Source organism: Citrobacter braakii, from assembly GCF_002075345.1.
Lineage (GTDB): Bacteria > Pseudomonadota > Gammaproteobacteria > Enterobacterales > Enterobacteriaceae > Citrobacter > Citrobacter braakii.
The window spans coordinates 55,669-72,092 of record NZ_NAEW01000005.1 but is presented as its reverse complement, the minus strand read 5'-3'; the positions used below and the strand labels follow the sequence as shown (position 1 = coordinate 72,092).

Below are 16,424 nucleotides of genomic sequence, written 5' to 3'. Positions count from 1 at the left end.
GATGAATCAAGGTGAACCATATCGCATAAACAAAGCGTAATTAGACGTAAATCACCTACTTGATGCAATCTGGCTCATGTGAAAGGGGATTTATATCGTTTGTCAGACTATGCCTTATTTTTGTCCAATAACCCTATATTAATCACAGGGCAAGGTGAGTTATGCACTCTCAAATCTGGGTTGTGAGCACGCTGCTGATAAGCATCGTGTTAATCGTTTTGACCATCGTGAAGTTCAAATTCCACCCGTTTCTGGCGCTGCTGTTAGCCAGCTTCTTCGTGGGTACGATGATGGGTATGGGGCCGCTGGATATGGTCAATGCCATTGAGAGTGGCATCGGCGGTACGCTGGGCTTCCTCGCCGCGGTTATCGGCCTTGGGACCATTCTTGGCAAAATGATGGAAGTGTCCGGCGCGGCCGAACGTATCGGCCTGACGCTACAGCGCTGTCGCTGGCTTTCCGCTGACGTCATTATGGTACTGGTCGGGCTGATTTGCGGGATCACACTGTTTGTTGAAGTCGGCGTAGTGCTGTTGATTCCTCTGGCCTTTTCAATTGCCAAAAAAACCAATACCTCGCTACTGAAGCTGGCGATTCCGTTATGTACAGCGCTGATGGCGGTACACTGCGTCGTGCCGCCGCATCCAGCCGCCCTGTTCGTGGCGAACAAGCTGGGCGCGGACATTGGCACCGTGATTGTCTACGGCTTACTGGTGGGCTTAATGGCCTCGCTGATCGGCGGTCCGCTGTATCTGAAATTCCTCGGTAACCGTCTGCCGTTTAAACCGGTTCCGGCTGAGTTTTCCGACCTCAAGGTGCGCGACGAAAGTACGCTGCCATCGCTGGGCGCTACGCTGTTTACCGTACTGCTGCCGATTGGCCTGATGCTGGTAAAAACCGTCGCTGAGCTGAACATGGCGAAAGGCAGCACGGTTTATACGCTGTTGGAGTTTATTGGTAACCCGATCACCGCGATGTTTATTGCCGTTTTCGTGGCCTATTACATTCTCGGCCTGCGTCAGCACATTGGCATGGGGGCGCTGCTGACCCACACCGAAAACGGTTTTGGCTCCATTGCTAACATTTTGCTGATTATCGGCGCAGGCGGCGCATTCAACGCTATCCTCAAGAGCAGCGGACTGGCGGATACTCTCGCGCTGATCCTCTCGAACATGCATATGCACCCGATTCTGCTGGCTTGGCTGGTGGCGTTAATCCTGCATGCTGCGGTGGGCTCTGCCACGGTGGCGATGATGGGCGCGACGGCAATCGTGGCCCCGATGCTGCCGCTCTACCCCAACGTTAGCCCGGAGATCATCGCCATTGCCATCGGTTCTGGCGCGATTGGCTGCACGATCGTCACCGATTCCCTCTTCTGGCTGGTGAAGCAATATTGCGGCGCCACCCTAAATGAGACGTTCAAATATTATACGACCGCGACATTTATCGCGTCCGTTATTGCACTGGTTTGCACATTCCTGCTTTCCTTTATTATCTAAGCGCAAAGAGACTGACTATGGAAAACATTCAAACACTTATCGCCCAGCATCCTTTAGTGGAAGATCTGGTCGCTCTCAAGGAGACGACCTGGTTTAACCCTGGCACTACCTCTCTTGCGGAAGGTTTACCGTATGTTGGCCTGACAGAGCACGATGTTCAGGATGCCCACGCTCGTCTGACGCGCTTCGCGCCGTATCTGGCGCAGGCATTCCCGGAAACCGCAGCCACCGGCGGCATTATCGAATCTGAACTGGCCGCAATCCCAACGATGCAAAAGCGGCTGGAAAAAGAGTATGGGCAGCACATCAACGGCGAAATTCTGCTGAAGAAAGACAGCCATCTACCGATTTCCGGCTCAATTAAAGCGCGTGGCGGTATTTATGAAGTGCTAACCCACGCGGAAAAACTGGCGCTGGAAGCCGGTCTGCTGACCACACAAGACGATTACAGCATTCTGCTTTCGCCTGAGTTTAAACAGTTCTTCAGTCAGTACAGCATCGCCGTAGGCTCCACTGGCAACCTTGGGATGTCGATCGGCATTATGAGCGCCCGTATCGGCTTTAAGGTGACGGTTCATATGTCTGCCGACGCTCGCGCATGGAAAAAAGCCAAACTGCGCAGCCACGGCGTGACGGTCGTGGAGTATGAAGAAGATTATGGCGTGGCGGTTGAGCAGGGCCGTAAGGCGGCACAATCCGATCCGAACTGTTTCTTTATCGATGATGAAAATTCCCGCACGTTGTTTTTAGGTTATGCGGTCGCCGGCGAGCGTCTGAAGGCGCAGTTCGCGCAGCAGGGGCGCGTGGTGGATGCCGACCATCCGCTGTTTGTTTACCTGCCGTGCGGCGTCGGCGGTGGGCCTGGCGGGGTGGCGTTTGGCCTGAAGCTGGCATTCGGCGATAACGTGCACTGCTTCTTCGCAGAACCGACCCATTCACCGTGCATGCTGCTGGGGATTTATACCGGGCTGCACGATAGGATTTCTGTGCAGGACATTGGTATCGATAACCTGACAGCGGCTGATGGGCTGGCGGTGGGCCGCGCGTCCGGCTTTGTTGGCCGGGCAATGGAACGTCTGCTCGACGGTCTGTACACCCTGGACGATCAGACTATGTACGACATGCTGGGCTGGCTGGCGCTGGAAGAAGGCATTCGCCTTGAGCCGTCGGCGCTGGCCGGGATGGCCGGTCCGCAGCACGTTTGCGCTTCTGCTGACTATCAGCAAATGCACGGCTTCAGCGCAGAGCAGCTCAATAACGCCACCCACCTGGTGTGGGCGACCGGCGGCGGCATGGTGCCGGAAGCCGAAATGGCGCAGTATCTGACCAAAGGACGTTAAACGCCGCTGAACTTAACGCAGCATCGCCATCAGTTCCATCGGTGAGCGATGTTGCTTCAGAAGGTCACGCATCACGCGCATATGCGGCGCGGTATGATTGAAGAAAGCGCTGTATCCGCCGCAAATCGCACTCTTTCCACTGCTGTCGCGATGCTTTGGGCAATCACCATGGCAAAAGCGTAATAGCGAACACGCCTGGCATTCCGCGCTCAGCGTGGTTCTCTTGGACTGACCAAACGCCGCTGCCCTCGGGCTGGCGTTGAGCTCACTCAACGACGTGCGATGAATATTACCCAGGCGAAAATCAGGGTGAACATAGTGATCGCACTGATACAAATCGCCATTCGCTTCCAGAGCAAAAGCATGTCCGCAGGTGGAGCTTAGCGAACACATCTGCGCCGGGTGTCCGCACCATACGCCCAGAGTTGAATCAAATAACTGGACGAATACGCGGCCAATATCTTCTCTGACCCAGATATCAAAGACGGAATTCAGGAAGGTTCCCCACGCCTGAGGCGGGACGGATTCGGCGGTAAGCTCGCCGTCTTCATCATTTTCAACCAGCGGAATGAACTGCAAAAAAGGTGTGCCAAGCTGGCGTAGGTAGCGATACATCTGCCCTGGTCGCTGGCTGTTCAGAGAATTAACCACTACCAGCAGATTGAACTCCACCTGATGCTTACGGAGCCTGGCAATGGCGTCCACCACCTTATGGTGAGTCGGTTTTCCGCTGCGGTTAACACGATAAGCATCGTGCAACTCGGCGGGGCCATCCAACGAAATCCCCACCAGCCAGCCGTTATCGCGCAAAAACTGACACCATTCGTCGTTGAGCAAAATCCCGTTGGTCTGGAACGCGTTATGGATTTTCTTCCCTTCCCCGTACTGTTTTTGCAACGTCACTACGCGGCGGAAAAAGTCGATGCCACAGAGGGTTGGCTCTCCGCCCTGCCAGGCGAACATCACGTCAGCCCCCGGCTGTGCGGTGATATGCTGACGAATAAACGTCTCTAAGGTGGCGTCATCCATTTCGGGTTGAGTGGGTTTATCGATGTAAAAACAGTAACGACAATCCAGGTTACAACGAGAGCTGGCTGGTTTGGCCATGACCTGACATCCTGTCATGCTAAATTCCCGATAAACGCAATAAGTTGGCGGACATGCGTTACAGCAAACAGTATTGCGAGGGATAACACCGCGAGGGAGATCATAAATTTGTCACGCACCGCGCGAGATTCAGAAAAATCGCTATGCGTAACATCCATCAGATTACGGCTGCGGGTATAGCGCCACAGAACGATCGCCACCATCGCCAGCACCACAATTGAAACCCAAAACAGGAAGCCCGCCTGATGCCAGTTGTGCTTCAGCGCCAACGCCATTAGCGCGCCATAACCCAGAAGCGTACGAAACCAGGCCAGCGATGTTCGCTCCGGTTGTAACCCCGGATCGGCGATACGTCGCGACTTACGGCTATCCGGCATACAGCACCAGTCCCATGACAATCACCGCGACAATAAACAAAATCAGACTGATGATTAACAGGCTATGGGTATAGGGCAAATCCTCTTTCAGGCGCATCGCCCTCTCATTACGCAGCCAGCGCAGGTAGCCATAAATCGCCAGACCACCGGCAAACAGGCACAGCAACAGCGCCAAAAGCTCACGAATTACCGGCGTGGCAAAATCCGGAGCCAGTTGGTCGAGACCAACCCCCGCCGCCAGAAACCCCAGCGCGGTACGGATCCACGCCAGAAAGGTACGCTCATTTGCCAGTGAGAAGCGGTAATCCGGGGCTTCTCCAAGGCGGGAAATTTTCATTCAAACTCCTCTGGCTGTCATTGCCGGATGGCGGCTAATGCCTTATCCGGCCGACAGGTAAGTGCAAATATGAGTATCTGCGCCAATTGGCATTGTAGTCAGAACTTCTGCTTTTTCTCCTCCACTTTTACGCCCTGGGTTGGTAAACCGGTGTCGTAATCGCGTACCACCGGAGAATAGCCGTCTTGCGGGCGCGGGCGAAAAGCACCCATCCAGCGCGGTACGGCGTCAGGACGCCAGGGACGCAAACTCCAATGATAGGTGCGGAATGGATCGCGGATTTTATCCATATAGTCCAGCAGCGCGTCGTGCATCTGGCAGCGAACATCGGCTAATTGCGGCGAATCTATCTGGTTGTGTAGCTCATCGGGATCGTTTCGTCTGTCGTAAAGCTCATCACTGGTAAACAGGTTCAGCACCAGCTTCCAGTCATCCGTCACCCAGCAACGTACCGGTATAAATCCGCCAAAACTGTCATGTTCAATCTCATAACGATTGAACTCCACCATCACACCGCGTGGTTTTTCAACGGTAAGGATGTTTTCACCCGGCAGGATTTGTGGCTTCTCAATACCCGCCAGCGCCATCATCGTCGGCAGCAGATCGATATGGCTGACCGGCGTGTCTACCTGCATGGATTCTCCCTGAGGCGAGCGCATAATCAGCGGAATTCGCGTGATGTCGTCATACATCGCTGCCCCCTTACTGATGAGCTTATGCGCCCCCATCATCTCGCCATGATCGGAGGTGTAAATGACCCAGGTGTTGTCCCGCTGCATGGGCGTTAAGGTATTAATAACCCGGCCAATCTGGTCATCGACAAAGTCGTTGCAGGCAAAATAGAGCGGATGGTGATAGCGCCCATCATCACCTACCGGCGAAGGCATCGCTTCAGACCAAAGACGATGATGTTCAGGTTTGTTACTCAAAGAGTCGTGCGCCTTCATCCCCAGGTCATAATAAAAATCCTGATATTTCTGCAGATACTCCACGGGACAGGTAAACGGGTGATGCGGCTCGTCGTAGGAAACTACCATCAGGAAGGGTTCTTCATCACGTGCAGGGTGGCGGAGGAAATCAATCGCCCGGTTACTGATGCGGTGCGCCCAGGTAAAGGTTTCATTGATATTGTTAGCCAGCAAATCCTCCACGCTGTTCAGACCGTTACGCCACAAACCGATCTCTTTGTCCGTCAGTTCCGCGAGGTAATTTGCCCCGTCATACCAGTAGTCAGCATCCCATTCGGGCGGGCACTCGCCGGTACCAAAGTAATCGTGCCCGTCGAGATGCCACTTGCCGATGTAGCAGGTGTGATAGCCCGCATCCTTAAAATAGCGTCCCATGGTGGAGATATTTTTCCCCGGCGCGACGTTATTGGTCCACGGGCCGGACTGGTTGGCATAAATCCCGGTAAACAGCCCAGCGCGGGCCGGAGTGCACACCGGTGAGCAGGTATAAGCAGAATTGAAGCGAATACCTTCCGCCGCCAGGCTATCAATGTTATTGGTATTCAGCGACTTACCACTATAACAGCCGACCATATTGGTCGCCTGAGTATCAGTCATAATGAACAGGAAATTAGGGCGGGTCATGCTTTATCCTTAGCGTCAGAGACAGAAAGTGCAGTGGCCAAACGACGCGTCTGCCAGGTGCTGTAAATTAAATACATCATCACTGCCGCCGTAATTGAGTAGCAGAGAATCGTCAGCCATTGGGTGTTGTACCCTCCAAACTGCGCCAGTCCAGCATAGACGCCGAGCATCGCGGTCAGGATACCGACAGAGGCAAGTTTGGCGTTTTTCCACGGCTTCATGTCTACCGCAAAAGCATCATGGAATTTAAACGGCGTCGCACGCGGCTTGATAATGCCGATAACCAGCATCACCACCACGTTGATGCAGAAGGTACAGGCCAGTACGTAAAGGAAGTGAAAGTCGAACTTCACCAGATAATTAATGGTGATGTAGCTGACGATACCGAGTCCCATAGCGACTTTCGCTGCCAGCGCAGGAATGCGCGGGAAAAAGAATCCCATGATGATGATGGTCACCAACGGCACGTTATAAATACCGTTGAGCTGTTTCATCCAGCTGTAGAGTCCTTCCGGTGCATTAGCGATCCACGGTGCTACCAGCACGGAAATTACCGCGATAAAGAATCCGAACTTACGCCCAACCCGAACCAGCTGTTCCGGTTGGGCGTGTTGATTAATAATCCGCCGATATATTCCCATGCTAAATAAGGTACTGGCGCTGTTTAAAAATCCATTGAATGTACTGATTACCGCGCCGAATAAAACGGCACCGAAAAACCCCACCAAAGGGACAGGAAGCACGTTATTTACCAGTGTCGGATATGCCATATCCGCCTTTGGCAGATCCTGGTATAGATGAAAAGCAATTAAACCTGGTAATACCAGCACCAGTGGATCGAGCATTTTCAATACCGCTGTGAGCAATGCTCCTTTCTGCCCTTCGGCGAGGCTTTTGGAAGCCAGCGTACGTTGTACGATGCCCTGATTAGTACACCAGTAGAAGGTATTCACCAGAATCAAACCGGTAAAGGCTGCACCTATCGGCAGCGGATCGTTCGCTCCACCAATTGAGTTTAATTTCTCCGCATGTACGGTGGTCAGTTGCTCAACACCTTGTAAAAAACTGCCTTTTCCCATCGCAATCAGGCCGAACACGGGGACCATCAATCCACCAATCACCAGCCCTATACCATTGATAGAATCGGCCACCGCCATCGCACGTAAACCGCCGATCACCGCATAAATAATCCCGGCAAGGCCCAGCAAAATAACCAGTAACCAGATTGCTGTACCCTGAGAAATATTCAGCGATTCACCGATGTGAAAAAGGCTATTCAGCGCCAGCGCCCCTGAATAAAGCACAATCGGCAGGAAGCAGACGCCAGTGGCAATAAGAAAGCAAAAGTCGATAATGATTCGCGTGGTTTTATCGTAACGCTCTTCCAGAAAATCTGGGATCGTAGCGATACCACGTTGCAGATAGCGAGGTAGAAAAATCAGCGCCAGAAAGATAAGCGTCACCGCAGAGGTGACTTCCCAACCCATAACCGACATTCCGCTTTTGTAAGCCTGACCAGACAGACCAACCAACTGTTCGGTTGAAAGGTTAGTTAACATCAATGACGCGGCAATCACCGGCGCTTTCAATGAACGCCCGGCAAGAAAATACCCTTGTTGCGATCCGGTATCCGTTTTACGTACCTTCCACCAGGTGATTAGCGCCACCAGCAGCGTAAAGCCCACAAAGCTCAGAATTTGTAGCGTATTCATCTCATAGCCCTTATTTTTCATTATGTCCCGGCAGCTGTAGGGGGAATGCAAGGTAATGTGCGCCGGGTCAGGCAGTCAGATTTCTTAAAATAAAAACGTCATATCCCTGAACAGATTTTTTCTGTTAAGTTCAGGTTGTGGGCATAATTCTCCGGTGGGAAATTAAAATGAATGGAAAGATGCAAAGTTCGCATGTAAAAAACGAAACTACGTACAATATTCCCCTGTTGATTCATGAAAGTGTGATCTCCAGCGGGATTTCATTGATCTCGCTGTGGCACACCTATGCCGACGAACATTATCGGGTTATTTGGCCACGTGATAAGAAAAAACCGCTGATTGCTAATTCATGGGTTGCGGTCTACACCGTCCAGGGCTGTGGAAAAATCCTTCTTAAAGGCGGTGAACAAATCACGCTTACCGGAAACTGTATAATCTTTTTAAAACCAACCGATATACAGTCTTATCACTGTGAAGGGTTGGTATGGGAACAATACTGGATGGAATTCACACCAACCAGCGTAATGGATATTCCGCTACGACAACAAAGCATTATTTATAATGGTGATATTTATAATCATGAGCTGACCGAAGTTTCGCGATTAATTACATCCCCAGATTCAATAAAAAATAATCTGGCAGTCGCCTTTCTCACAAAAATAATTTATCAATGGATTTGTCTTATTTACGCCGAAGGTAAAAAAGACCCACAGCGAATACAGATTGAAAAACTGATTGCCACTCTACATGCCAGTCTACAAAAACGGTGGAGCGTGGCGGATATGGCAGCCACTATCCCCTGTAGCGAAGCCTGGCTACGTCGTCTTTTTTTACGCTATACCGGAAAAACACCGAAAGAATACTATCTGGATGCGCGGCTGGAACTGGCGTTATCGCTGTTAAAGCAGGAGGGAAATACGGTCGGGCAGGTCGCTGATATACTTAACTTCTTTGACTCGTTTCATTTCAGCAAGGCGTTTAAACACAAATTTGGCTATGCGCCGTCGGCGGTATTGAAACATGCGGACCGGCACCCAGAGGATGCCGGTCAACTGGGTTAGCGCAGTTCCGGCCAGTACTCTTTGTTAGCGTCGATCAAATCATCCAGAATCGCTTTAGCTACAGACGCACTCGGCACGGTTTTCGACAGGGTGATAGCCTGCCACAAACGCTGGTAAGAGCGGTGCTCCCAGGCATCGACCACCAACTTCTCAACCGCCACCTGCTGGCTCATCAACCCTTTCTGGAACTGCGGGATATCCCCCACCGTCAGCGGCTCCGGGCCGTTATGCCCCACCAGGCATGGGATCTCGACCATCGCTTCATCATCAAAGTTATGAATCGCACCATTATTTGGCACAATCAGCAGCATCCGCTCCTGAGTGTTAAAGGCGATGGCCGCCGCCAGATCGACAATGTAGGAAGCATGTTCGTCAATCTCCAGTTCACCGGCCGCAGAATGGCCCGCCTCAATAATGGCCCGGCAGGAACCGAACACCTGTTTTTCGCGGTGATCCATAACCTCGTTGGCACGGGTACGCTGCGGATTGGAGTGCTGGACCACGTAATCCGGGAACAGATAGTATTTCAGGTAGGTATTTGGCATGGTGTCCGGATCCAGCGCCTGCACATCCTTCGCCTTAGCGAAGGTATCGTTCCAGCTCGCCTCCGTATGCGGGTCGTTCGATGGCGGCACATAACCATGCTTCGCCACGTATTCACGCAGCTTCGGCATCAAATCGTTACCCTGGAGATCTTCAATTGATGTCCACCAGCCAAAGTGGTTCAGCCCGTAGTAGCGCACGCGCATCTGTTTACGATCTTTAAGGCCGACGATCTGCGCCATCCGTCCTTCAATACCGATGGGCATATCGCAAATATTGAGGATTTTCGCATTTGGACGCAGTCTACGCGTGGCTTCAGCCACAATTGCCGCCGGGTTAGAGTAGTTAAGCATCCAGGCGTTTGGTGAATATTTTTCCATATAATCCACCAGTTCCAGCACACCGCCAATAGATCGCATGCCGTAGGCAATCCCGCCCGGCCCACAGGTTTCCTGGCCTAACACCCCGTGACGTAATGGGATTTTCTCGTCTTGTTCACGCATTGGGTATTTACCCACGCGGATATGTGCCATCACAAAATCAACATCGGTAAACGCAGTTTTGGGATCGGTGGTGTAACTAAACTCTATCTCCGGCGCCTGCTCTTTGAGGATGATTTTACACGCCTCGGCAATCACCTCCTGACGCGCGCCATCGTTGTCATAAAATTTCAGCGCACGAAGCGGGAAACGGTCCTGATTTGCCAGCAACATCAGCACGATGCCCGGCGTAAAGGTACTACCACCACCTGCGATAACCACTGAGAATTTTTTCATGATACTGCCTCCGTCATGGGGATCTGTTCGTTTGATAAAGTAGATTTCATTAGCGTTTCGAGCTGGTCGCGTACCTGAGGGACGTGTAAACCAACAATGACCTGAATACCATTGCCGCGACGCACAACACCGTGTGCACCCAGCGCTTTGAAGACGTCATCGCTTTGCGTTTTCGCCATGTCGTGAAGCGCAATCCGCAGGCGAGTGGCGCAGTTATTAATACTTTCGATATTGCCTGCGCCGCCTAACGCTTGCAGAAAACCGGCCGCCTGTCCCAGTTTGGTGTCTGGCGTAGCGGCGGTGGTTTGCCCACGCGCGGCTTTATAGTCAGCTTTGGTGTAGAGTTTGATTTCGCTGTCTTCCCGGCCCGGCGTTTTCAGGTTGAAGCGCAGGATCAGCGCGCGGAAGATGGTGAAATAGATCGTGGTAAAGGCCAGGCCAATCGCTATCTGGGTGAACATCATTCCGGCATGGTTGTGGAACATTGGGATCCAGTTTTGCGGTAAGAACTGGTCAAGCAGGCCGCCACCCATATTGCCTACCACGCCGCAGAGATACATTACCGTCGCCATGGAGGCCGCCAGCACGGCGTGTACAGCAAACAGCAAGGGTGAGATAAACAGGAAGGTGAACTCCAGCGGTTCGGTAATCCCAACCAACACAGCCGTTAGCGTAGCGGGGATCAATAATCCCGCCACCTTCACCCGGTTTTCCGGAGAGGCAGTGAAGTAAAGCGCCAGAGCAATACCTAATGAACCAAAGATTTTCGAATTGCCGTGCAGAGCAAAACCCCCTTCCGGGAACAGCGTTTTCAGCGACTCTGTGCTTTGGCTGAATTCCTGCAAGTGCTGCGCCCAGTAGACCTGGATGCCGCCTTCCACCGCCGCAGGGCCGAAGATAAATGGACCATAGACGAAGTGATGCAGCCCGGTCGGAATCAAAATACGCTCAAGGAAGGTATAAACCCATACCCCCAGCGCACCCGCAGAACGCAGAACGCAGAAAAGCTTGCAGAGATTCAATCCCCATCTGCACCTTTGGCCAACCCAGCAGCGTCAGCCAGGCACAGGGAATCATCACCAGGAAGGCAATGATCACCACAAACGATGTTCCCTGAAAAATACCGAGAAATACTGGCAAGGGTTTGTCGAAATAACGGTTATGCAAGGCAGTAACAATACCGGAAATGACAATGGCGCCGATGATGCTGGTATCTAGTGTTTTAATCCCGGCCATCATCGTTAAGCCGCTACCTGCCGTCGGGTCTGCGCTAAAATCCACGCCGAAGAAATCTCCCCAGGTCATGCCCATGGCATTGATGAAGTAATTCCACGTAAGAAAGCTGACCAGTACCGCCAGACAAGCGCGCCCCTGAGCCTGTTTCGCCAGACCGATCGGCAGACCAACGGCGAAAATCAGCGGCATATTGCGAAATACCGTCCAGCCACCTTCTTCGATGATATGAACGATTTGTGCGAACAAACTGTTGGGATCGGTAAGCGCTTCACCCACAAACAGCGGGTTGCGCAGCATAATAGCGATACCGACGACGATACCGGCAAAGGGAAACAGCAGCACCGGGGTGAACATCGCGCCGCCAAAGCGTTGTATTTGACTGAGCATTTTCACATCCTCATATAACAACCAGTAGGGGAGAGGCCTTTTTTGTAGTGATTGCTGGCCTGATACGAGAATAGAAAGTTGCGATCCTTCAGACATGGCATGCCGCTGCGATTCGTGATCGCTTTCATGGTTTTAATTTCGGCAATGAGGTCTACTTTTTACGTAAAAGTTAGACATCAAAAGGTTTATGGTGCAGTAATTAAAAGAAAAAAGAGGTCTGGTAGTGATCTACAAATCAATTGCGGAACGACTACGAATTCGCCTGAATTCTTCTGATTACAACATCGGTAGCCCGTTGCCTGGTGAAAAAAAGCTTGCCCAAGAGTTCGCGGTTTCACGAATGACGATCCGTAAAGCAATTGATATGTTGATTGGCTGGGGATTGGTCGTACGCCGTCATGGGAGTGGAACTTATGTGGCGCGCAAAGATGTCCATCATGAAACCACAAACCTGACCGGACTGGCGGAAGTACTGAAGCGACAAGGGAAAGAGGTCACCAGTGAAGTACTGGTATTTGAAGTGATGCCCGCACCACCAGCAATTGCCAGCCAACTGCGTATCCAGATTAATGAACGCATCTACTTCTCACGTCGCGTTCGCTATGTGGACGGCAAGCCGCTGATGCTTGAAGACAGCTACATGCCGGTAAAATTATTCCGTAATTTATCGCTGGCGCATCTGGAAGGGTCAAAATTCGATTACATCGAGAAAGAGTGCGGAATAACTATCAGCGGCAACTATGAAAGTCTGACTCCCGTTCTTGCCGATAAGCAGCTTTCCGCGCAGATGAACGTACCTGAACAGACGCCATTGCTGCGGATTACCTCACTGTCCTACAGCGATAGCGGGGAGTTTTTGAATTATTCGGTGATGTTCAGAAACGCCAGCGAGTACCAGGTGGACTACCACTTACGGCGCGTCCACCCAGACTCAGCCTGACTAACCCATCCCCCAAAAAATCACCGCCAGCAGTTGCGGCGTGATAATTCGCAGGAACATCACTAGCGGATAAACGGTCGCATACGAAAGCGCCGCTGCCCCGCTGGTGGCATGCAGGTTGTTAGCAAATGCCAGTGCAGGCGGATCGGTCATTGAGCCAGCCAGCATGCCGCACAGCGTCAGGTAGTTCATTTTGACGAAAATCCTCGCCAGCAGCCCCACGGTAATCAGCGGAATCGCGGTGATGAAAATACCGTAGCCCACCCAGCTCAGGCCATCTCCCTGCGTCAGGGTATGAACAAAATCACCGCCTGACTTCAGACCAACCACTGCGAGAAACAGCACGATACCCAACTCTCGCAGCGCCAGGTTAGCGCTGGGGGGCATAAACCAATACAGCTTACCAATGCTGCCAATACGCCCCAGGATCAACGCCATAATCAGCGGCCCACCGGCCAGCCCCAGTTTTAGCGCCACCGGGAACCCCGGAATGAATAGCGGGATTGAACCCAGCAGAACACCCAGCCCGATCCCGATAAATACCGGCAGCATCTGCACCTGCTGCAGTTTTTGTTGGGCGTTACCCACCACATTGGCAACAGTATCAATCGAGGAAGGTCGGCCGACCAGATTGAGGATGTCGCCAAACTGCAGGCTGGCGTCGCTGCTGGCTACCAGCTCAACCCCCGCACGGTTCAGACGGGAGATAACCACGTCGTAACGTTCTTTGAAATGCAGGTCGCGGATTCGTTTCCCCAGCACCTGTTCGTTGGTCACCACCACGCGCTCAACGCGTAAATCGGTACCTCGCGTCGACAGCGATGTGTCCACCTCCTGCCCAATCACTACCTGCGCGTTGTGCAGATCAGCAGGCTGACCAACCAGGTGTAGCAGGTCACCCATCTGAATAATCGTCCCCGGCGACGGCACCATCAATGTTTCTTCACGTTTCAAACGTGAGCAGATGATTTTGTCGCTGTTCAGGATTGGGACATCCTGAATCGCCATATTGTTGAGGTTCGGGTTTTCCACACGGATATTCATCGTCTGAATCAGCGCGTGTCCGTTGGTCAGCGTGGATTCATGCTGATGGGCTTCGGCATCGACGTTAACGCGAAAAATTAGGCGCATCAGCCACATAGTGAGCAAAATACCGCAGATACCAAAAGGATAAGCCATGGCATAGCTCATCCCCATCTGATCCACCACATCAACAGGAGTACCCAGATCGCGCAGAATCTGCTGCCCCGCGCCTAACGCCGGAGTATTGGTGACCGCACCGGAAAAAATGCCCAGCACCACGGGAAGGGGAATGGCAAAAATCTTATGCAGGATCGCGGTGACCAGGCCACCCATGATAACAATCAGCACGGCAAACAGATTCAGCCGCAGGCCCGAAACGCGCAGTGACGCAAAAAAGCCCGGCCCCACCTGAATACCGATGGTGTAGACGAAAAGAATCAGGCCAAATTCCTGAATAAAATGCAGCATGTCGCCGCTCAGGGTCATCCCTGCCTGATCGACAAAATGCCCGACAATAATACCGCCGAACAGCACGCCTCCGATGCCAAAACCAACACCACGTATTTTTATGTTGCCGATCCATAATCCGACAACTGCCACCATTGCCAGAACGCTGACCGTCAATGCTATATCACTCATTTTCCTGTTCCCTGTGAATAACATTTTATTTAACGAGGATTATGACTGAACCGTTCAGGCATGAATGCAGAGTGGCGCACATTATCATGCTACAAAGCGCCCAGGAGCGCTTGAGAAGGGCGTTCTTTACTGTTTTTCTTCACGTCGATTTGAAATTGCTGAATGCTTTTTTCTGGCAATGGCAGCGCTTCCGGCATCCTGCCCTCCCAGATAATAGTTTCATGTGGGCTGACGCACAAAAAAGCCCCGTCATTTCTGGCGGGGCAAAGGCATGGAGCTATTTAACTGTCTAATGCGGGACGTTCGCTGATGGCGATACGTTGTGGAGCGATGGTTTCAGGTTCATTCCGGGTCAAATCGATATGCAGCAAGCCGTTAGTGAAGCTTGCGCCGGAGACTTCCATATTTTCAGCCAGCGTAAAGCTCAGGCTGAACGGCTGAGTGACCAGCCCCTGATGCAACCATTTGGTCTCTTTTTCCGGCTGCTGCGGCGTACCTTTCACGGTCAGGCGTGTGCCTTCCAGTTGAATATCCAGATCTTCCTGGCGGAAACCGGCTAACGCAAGGGTAATGCGGTAGTGGTTATCATCGCTCTTTTCGATGTTATAAGGCGGGAAGCTCTGGCTTTCGCCCGTGTTTTGCAAGGCATTGGCCAGTTTGTCAAAACCGATCCATTGACGCAGCAGTGGGGATAAATCGTAGTTACGCATAATAATCTCCTTCTAAGAAGCGAGTAAGTACCTTTTGGCTCCCTGACGGCAAGCCGATTGCTTAGCAGGGCCGCCTGAAGCGGCCCACAGAATTAGTTGATTTCGATGCGGCGCGGCTTATTCGCCTCGGGAATCACGCGTTCGAGATCGATATACAGCAGACCATTCACCAGGTTCGCGCCGCGAACATGAATGTTCTCCGCTAACTGGAACTTACGTTCGAAGTTGCGCTCGGCAATCCCCTGATACAGGTAAGTACGTTCTTTTTGATCGTCCGCATGGGCACCTTTCACCACCAGCAGATTGTCCTGGGCAGTAATTTCCAGTTCGCTTTCAGCAAAACCAGCAACGGCAATCGCAATTCGGTAATGGTTTTCGTCTACCAGCTCAACGTTATACGGAGGGTAGCCGCCATTGCTCTGGCCCTGATTGTTTTCCAGCAGGTTAAACAGGCGATCAAAACCAATAGCAGAACGGTACAGTGGGGATAAATCAAAGTTACGCATAATCAATAGCTCCTGAAATCAGCGAGAATAATAGACCTTCCATCATGGACAGGTCAGGTAGCCAGGACACCCATCAGGCATGCCCTTCATTTGTCTACACTCTAAAAATGGGTCTTAATACAAACTTTTCAAGCGTATTCATCTGACTTTTTTTGCAGTTTGTTGTCTATTGCATACACTGGTGGGAGCAGTTGTTATCGTTAAATCGCGATAGCCGCCACAGTGTGACGAAATGGTGATGTTATTTTCGCAACGGATCGCTTTAACTCACCATGCAAACACAATAAATACAGATGAAAAAAATGATGATAAAAAAAATGTTGGTAACACTGACAATGTGCAGCGGGATGGCGTTTGTGAGCGGCTGTTCCAGCATTATGTCGCATACCGGAGGCAAAGAAGGGACGTATCCTGGCACGCGCGCCAGCGCCACAATGATTAGCGAAAGTGATACAAACTGGGGAACCAAGTCACTGGCGATTCTGGATATGCCGTTTACCGCAGTACTGGATACAGTATTACTTCCGTGGGATCTCTTTCGCAAAGATAACTCGGTGAGATCCCGTGTAGAAAAAAGCGAGGAGAGAACGCAGGCCGCGAACGCCGTTATCCCTCCGGCTGAAATGCCTGCTCCTTAAG

At 51.9% G+C, this 16,424-nt stretch carries 15 protein-coding genes, 1 pseudogene and 1 other annotated feature; of the genes and pseudogenes, 6 read left to right on the top strand and 10 right to left on the bottom strand.

Annotated elements, in window-relative coordinates; translation table 11 throughout:
* The first annotated feature begins 161 nt into the window (after nucleotides 1-161).
* Both dsdX and dsdA read left to right on the top strand, forming a co-directional pair.
* Nucleotides 162-1,499, top strand: coding sequence for a D-serine transporter DsdX (gene dsdX, locus BZK42_RS12445; protein ID WP_016157809.1), 1,338 nt, complete (start codon nucleotides 162-164; stop codon nucleotides 1,497-1,499).
* 17 nt (nucleotides 1,500-1,516) lie between these two features.
* A complete protein-coding gene (gene dsdA, locus BZK42_RS12440; RefSeq protein ID WP_080859250.1) occupies nucleotides 1,517-2,839 on the top strand; it encodes a D-serine ammonia-lyase in 1,323 nt (440 codons plus the stop codon).
* Nucleotides 2,840-2,851: 12 nt separating this feature from the next.
* On the opposite strand, the gene BZK42_RS12435 is transcribed toward dsdA, so the two are convergent.
* From BZK42_RS12435 to BZK42_RS12415, 5 genes are all read right to left on the bottom strand, one after another.
* Nucleotides 2,852-3,964 (bottom strand): anaerobic sulfatase maturase, encoded by a 1,113-nt coding sequence (locus BZK42_RS12435; RefSeq protein WP_158083359.1) that lies wholly within the window; start codon nucleotides 3,962-3,964, stop codon nucleotides 2,852-2,854.
* A complete protein-coding gene (locus tag BZK42_RS12430) occupies nucleotides 3,961-4,323 on the bottom strand; it encodes a DUF202 domain-containing protein (protein ID WP_019078012.1) in 363 nt (120 codons plus the stop codon). The genes BZK42_RS12435 and BZK42_RS12430 overlap by 4 nt, the downstream gene beginning before the upstream one ends.
* A complete protein-coding gene (locus tag BZK42_RS12425; protein WP_016157812.1) occupies nucleotides 4,313-4,660 on the bottom strand; it encodes a YidH family protein in 348 nt (115 codons plus the stop codon). Before BZK42_RS12425 ends, BZK42_RS12430 begins: the two co-directional genes overlap by 11 nt.
* A gap of 98 nt (nucleotides 4,661-4,758) precedes the next feature.
* Nucleotides 4,759-6,252: a sulfatase-like hydrolase/transferase gene (locus tag BZK42_RS12420; RefSeq protein ID WP_080859248.1), complete on the bottom strand. Its 1,494-nt coding sequence runs from the start codon at nucleotides 6,250-6,252 to the stop codon at nucleotides 4,759-4,761.
* Nucleotides 6,249-7,964 (bottom strand): solute:sodium symporter family transporter, encoded by a 1,716-nt coding sequence (locus BZK42_RS12415; RefSeq protein WP_046276207.1) that lies wholly within the window; start codon nucleotides 7,962-7,964, stop codon nucleotides 6,249-6,251. The genes BZK42_RS12420 and BZK42_RS12415 overlap by 4 nt, the downstream gene beginning before the upstream one ends.
* A 167-nt stretch (nucleotides 7,965-8,131) precedes the next feature.
* Here BZK42_RS12415 and BZK42_RS12410 point away from each other — a divergent pair, with 167 nt between their 5' ends.
* On the top strand, nucleotides 8,132-9,025 hold the full coding sequence (locus BZK42_RS12410) for a helix-turn-helix transcriptional regulator (RefSeq protein WP_029139706.1): 894 nt from the start codon (nucleotides 8,132-8,134) through the stop codon (nucleotides 9,023-9,025).
* Here the strand turns inward: BZK42_RS12410 and BZK42_RS12405 are convergent.
* Together BZK42_RS12405 and BZK42_RS29490 are read right to left on the bottom strand one after the other, a co-directional pair.
* The gene (locus BZK42_RS12405) at nucleotides 9,022-10,344 is read right to left on the bottom strand and encodes a 6-phospho-alpha-glucosidase (protein WP_019078008.1); all 1,323 of its coding nucleotides are present in this window, start codon (nucleotides 10,342-10,344) and stop codon (nucleotides 9,022-9,024) included. The two genes, BZK42_RS12410 and BZK42_RS12405, sit on opposite strands and share 4 nt — an antisense overlap.
* Nucleotides 10,341-11,967 (bottom strand): annotated as a pseudogene (locus tag BZK42_RS29490) (alpha-glucoside-specific PTS transporter subunit IIBC). The gene BZK42_RS12405 and the pseudogene BZK42_RS29490 overlap by 4 nt, the downstream one beginning before the upstream one ends.
* 223 nt (nucleotides 11,968-12,190) lie before the next feature.
* On the opposite strand from BZK42_RS29490, the gene BZK42_RS12395 reads away from it, so the two are divergent.
* A complete protein-coding gene (locus tag BZK42_RS12395; RefSeq protein ID WP_046276201.1) occupies nucleotides 12,191-12,907 on the top strand; it encodes a GntR family transcriptional regulator in 717 nt (238 codons plus the stop codon).
* Here the strand turns inward: BZK42_RS12395 and BZK42_RS12390 are convergent, their stop codons facing one another.
* The gene (locus tag BZK42_RS12390) at nucleotides 12,908-14,569 is read right to left on the bottom strand and encodes a putative transporter (RefSeq protein WP_046276202.1); all 1,662 of its coding nucleotides are present in this window, start codon (nucleotides 14,567-14,569) and stop codon (nucleotides 12,908-12,910) included.
* Between the two features lie 41 nt (nucleotides 14,570-14,610).
* On the opposite strand from BZK42_RS12390, the gene BZK42_RS28300 reads away from it, so the two are divergent.
* Nucleotides 14,611-14,862, top strand: coding sequence for a hypothetical protein (locus tag BZK42_RS28300; RefSeq protein ID WP_141244074.1), 252 nt, complete (start codon nucleotides 14,611-14,613; stop codon nucleotides 14,860-14,862).
* Here BZK42_RS28300 and ibpB read toward each other — a convergent pair.
* Both ibpB and ibpA read right to left on the bottom strand, forming a co-directional pair.
* Nucleotides 14,851-15,279 carry a small heat shock chaperone IbpB gene (ibpB, locus tag BZK42_RS12385; protein ID WP_003827096.1) on the bottom strand — a complete coding sequence of 143 codons (429 nt, stop codon included), beginning with the start codon at nucleotides 15,277-15,279 and terminating at the stop codon, nucleotides 14,851-14,853. The genes BZK42_RS28300 and ibpB overlap by 12 nt on opposite strands.
* Nucleotides 15,280-15,371: 92 nt before the next feature.
* Nucleotides 15,372-15,785 (bottom strand): small heat shock chaperone IbpA, encoded by a 414-nt coding sequence (gene ibpA / locus BZK42_RS12380; protein WP_003023882.1) that lies wholly within the window; start codon nucleotides 15,783-15,785, stop codon nucleotides 15,372-15,374.
* Nucleotides 15,779-15,851, bottom strand: a sequence feature (ROSE (Repression Of Heat Shock gene Expression) occurs in the 5'-region of heat shock genes and acts as an RNA thermometer to modulate expression.). Its footprint overlaps the gene before it by 7 nt.
* A 236-nt stretch (nucleotides 15,852-16,087) precedes the next feature.
* Here ibpA and BZK42_RS12375 point away from each other — a divergent pair.
* A complete protein-coding gene (locus BZK42_RS12375) occupies nucleotides 16,088-16,423 on the top strand; it encodes a YceK/YidQ family lipoprotein (protein ID WP_016155062.1) in 336 nt (111 codons plus the stop codon).
* Nucleotide 16,424: the final 1 nt, after the last annotated feature.

Coding starts and splice junctions, on each gene's coding strand:
- dsdX (WP_016157809.1), top strand. CDS start 162: ATGCACTCTCAAATCTGGGTTGTGAGCACGCTGCTGATAAGCATCGTG.
- dsdA (WP_080859250.1), top strand. CDS start 1,517: ATGGAAAACATTCAAACACTTATCGCCCAGCATCCTTTAGTGGAAGAT.
- BZK42_RS12435 (WP_158083359.1), bottom strand. CDS start 3,964: ATGACAGGATGTCAGGTCATGGCCAAACCAGCCAGCTCTCGTTGTAAC.
- BZK42_RS12430 (WP_019078012.1), bottom strand. CDS start 4,323: ATGCCGGATAGCCGTAAGTCGCGACGTATCGCCGATCCGGGGTTACAA.
- BZK42_RS12425 (WP_016157812.1), bottom strand. CDS start 4,660: ATGAAAATTTCCCGCCTTGGAGAAGCCCCGGATTACCGCTTCTCACTG.
- BZK42_RS12420 (WP_080859248.1), bottom strand. CDS start 6,252: ATGACCCGCCCTAATTTCCTGTTCATTATGACTGATACTCAGGCGACC.
- BZK42_RS12415 (WP_046276207.1), bottom strand. CDS start 7,964: ATGAATACGCTACAAATTCTGAGCTTTGTGGGCTTTACGCTGCTGGTG.
- BZK42_RS12410 (WP_029139706.1), top strand. CDS start 8,132: ATGAATGGAAAGATGCAAAGTTCGCATGTAAAAAACGAAACTACGTAC.
- BZK42_RS12405 (WP_019078008.1), bottom strand. CDS start 10,344: ATGAAAAAATTCTCAGTGGTTATCGCAGGTGGTGGTAGTACCTTTACG.
- BZK42_RS12390 (WP_046276202.1), bottom strand. CDS start 14,569: ATGAGTGATATAGCATTGACGGTCAGCGTTCTGGCAATGGTGGCAGTT.
- BZK42_RS28300 (WP_141244074.1), top strand. CDS start 14,611: ATGACTGAACCGTTCAGGCATGAATGCAGAGTGGCGCACATTATCATG.
- ibpB (WP_003827096.1), bottom strand. CDS start 15,279: ATGCGTAACTACGATTTATCCCCACTGCTGCGTCAATGGATCGGTTTT.
- ibpA (WP_003023882.1), bottom strand. CDS start 15,785: ATGCGTAACTTTGATTTATCCCCACTGTACCGTTCTGCTATTGGTTTT.
- BZK42_RS12375 (WP_016155062.1), top strand. CDS start 16,088: ATGATGATAAAAAAAATGTTGGTAACACTGACAATGTGCAGCGGGATG.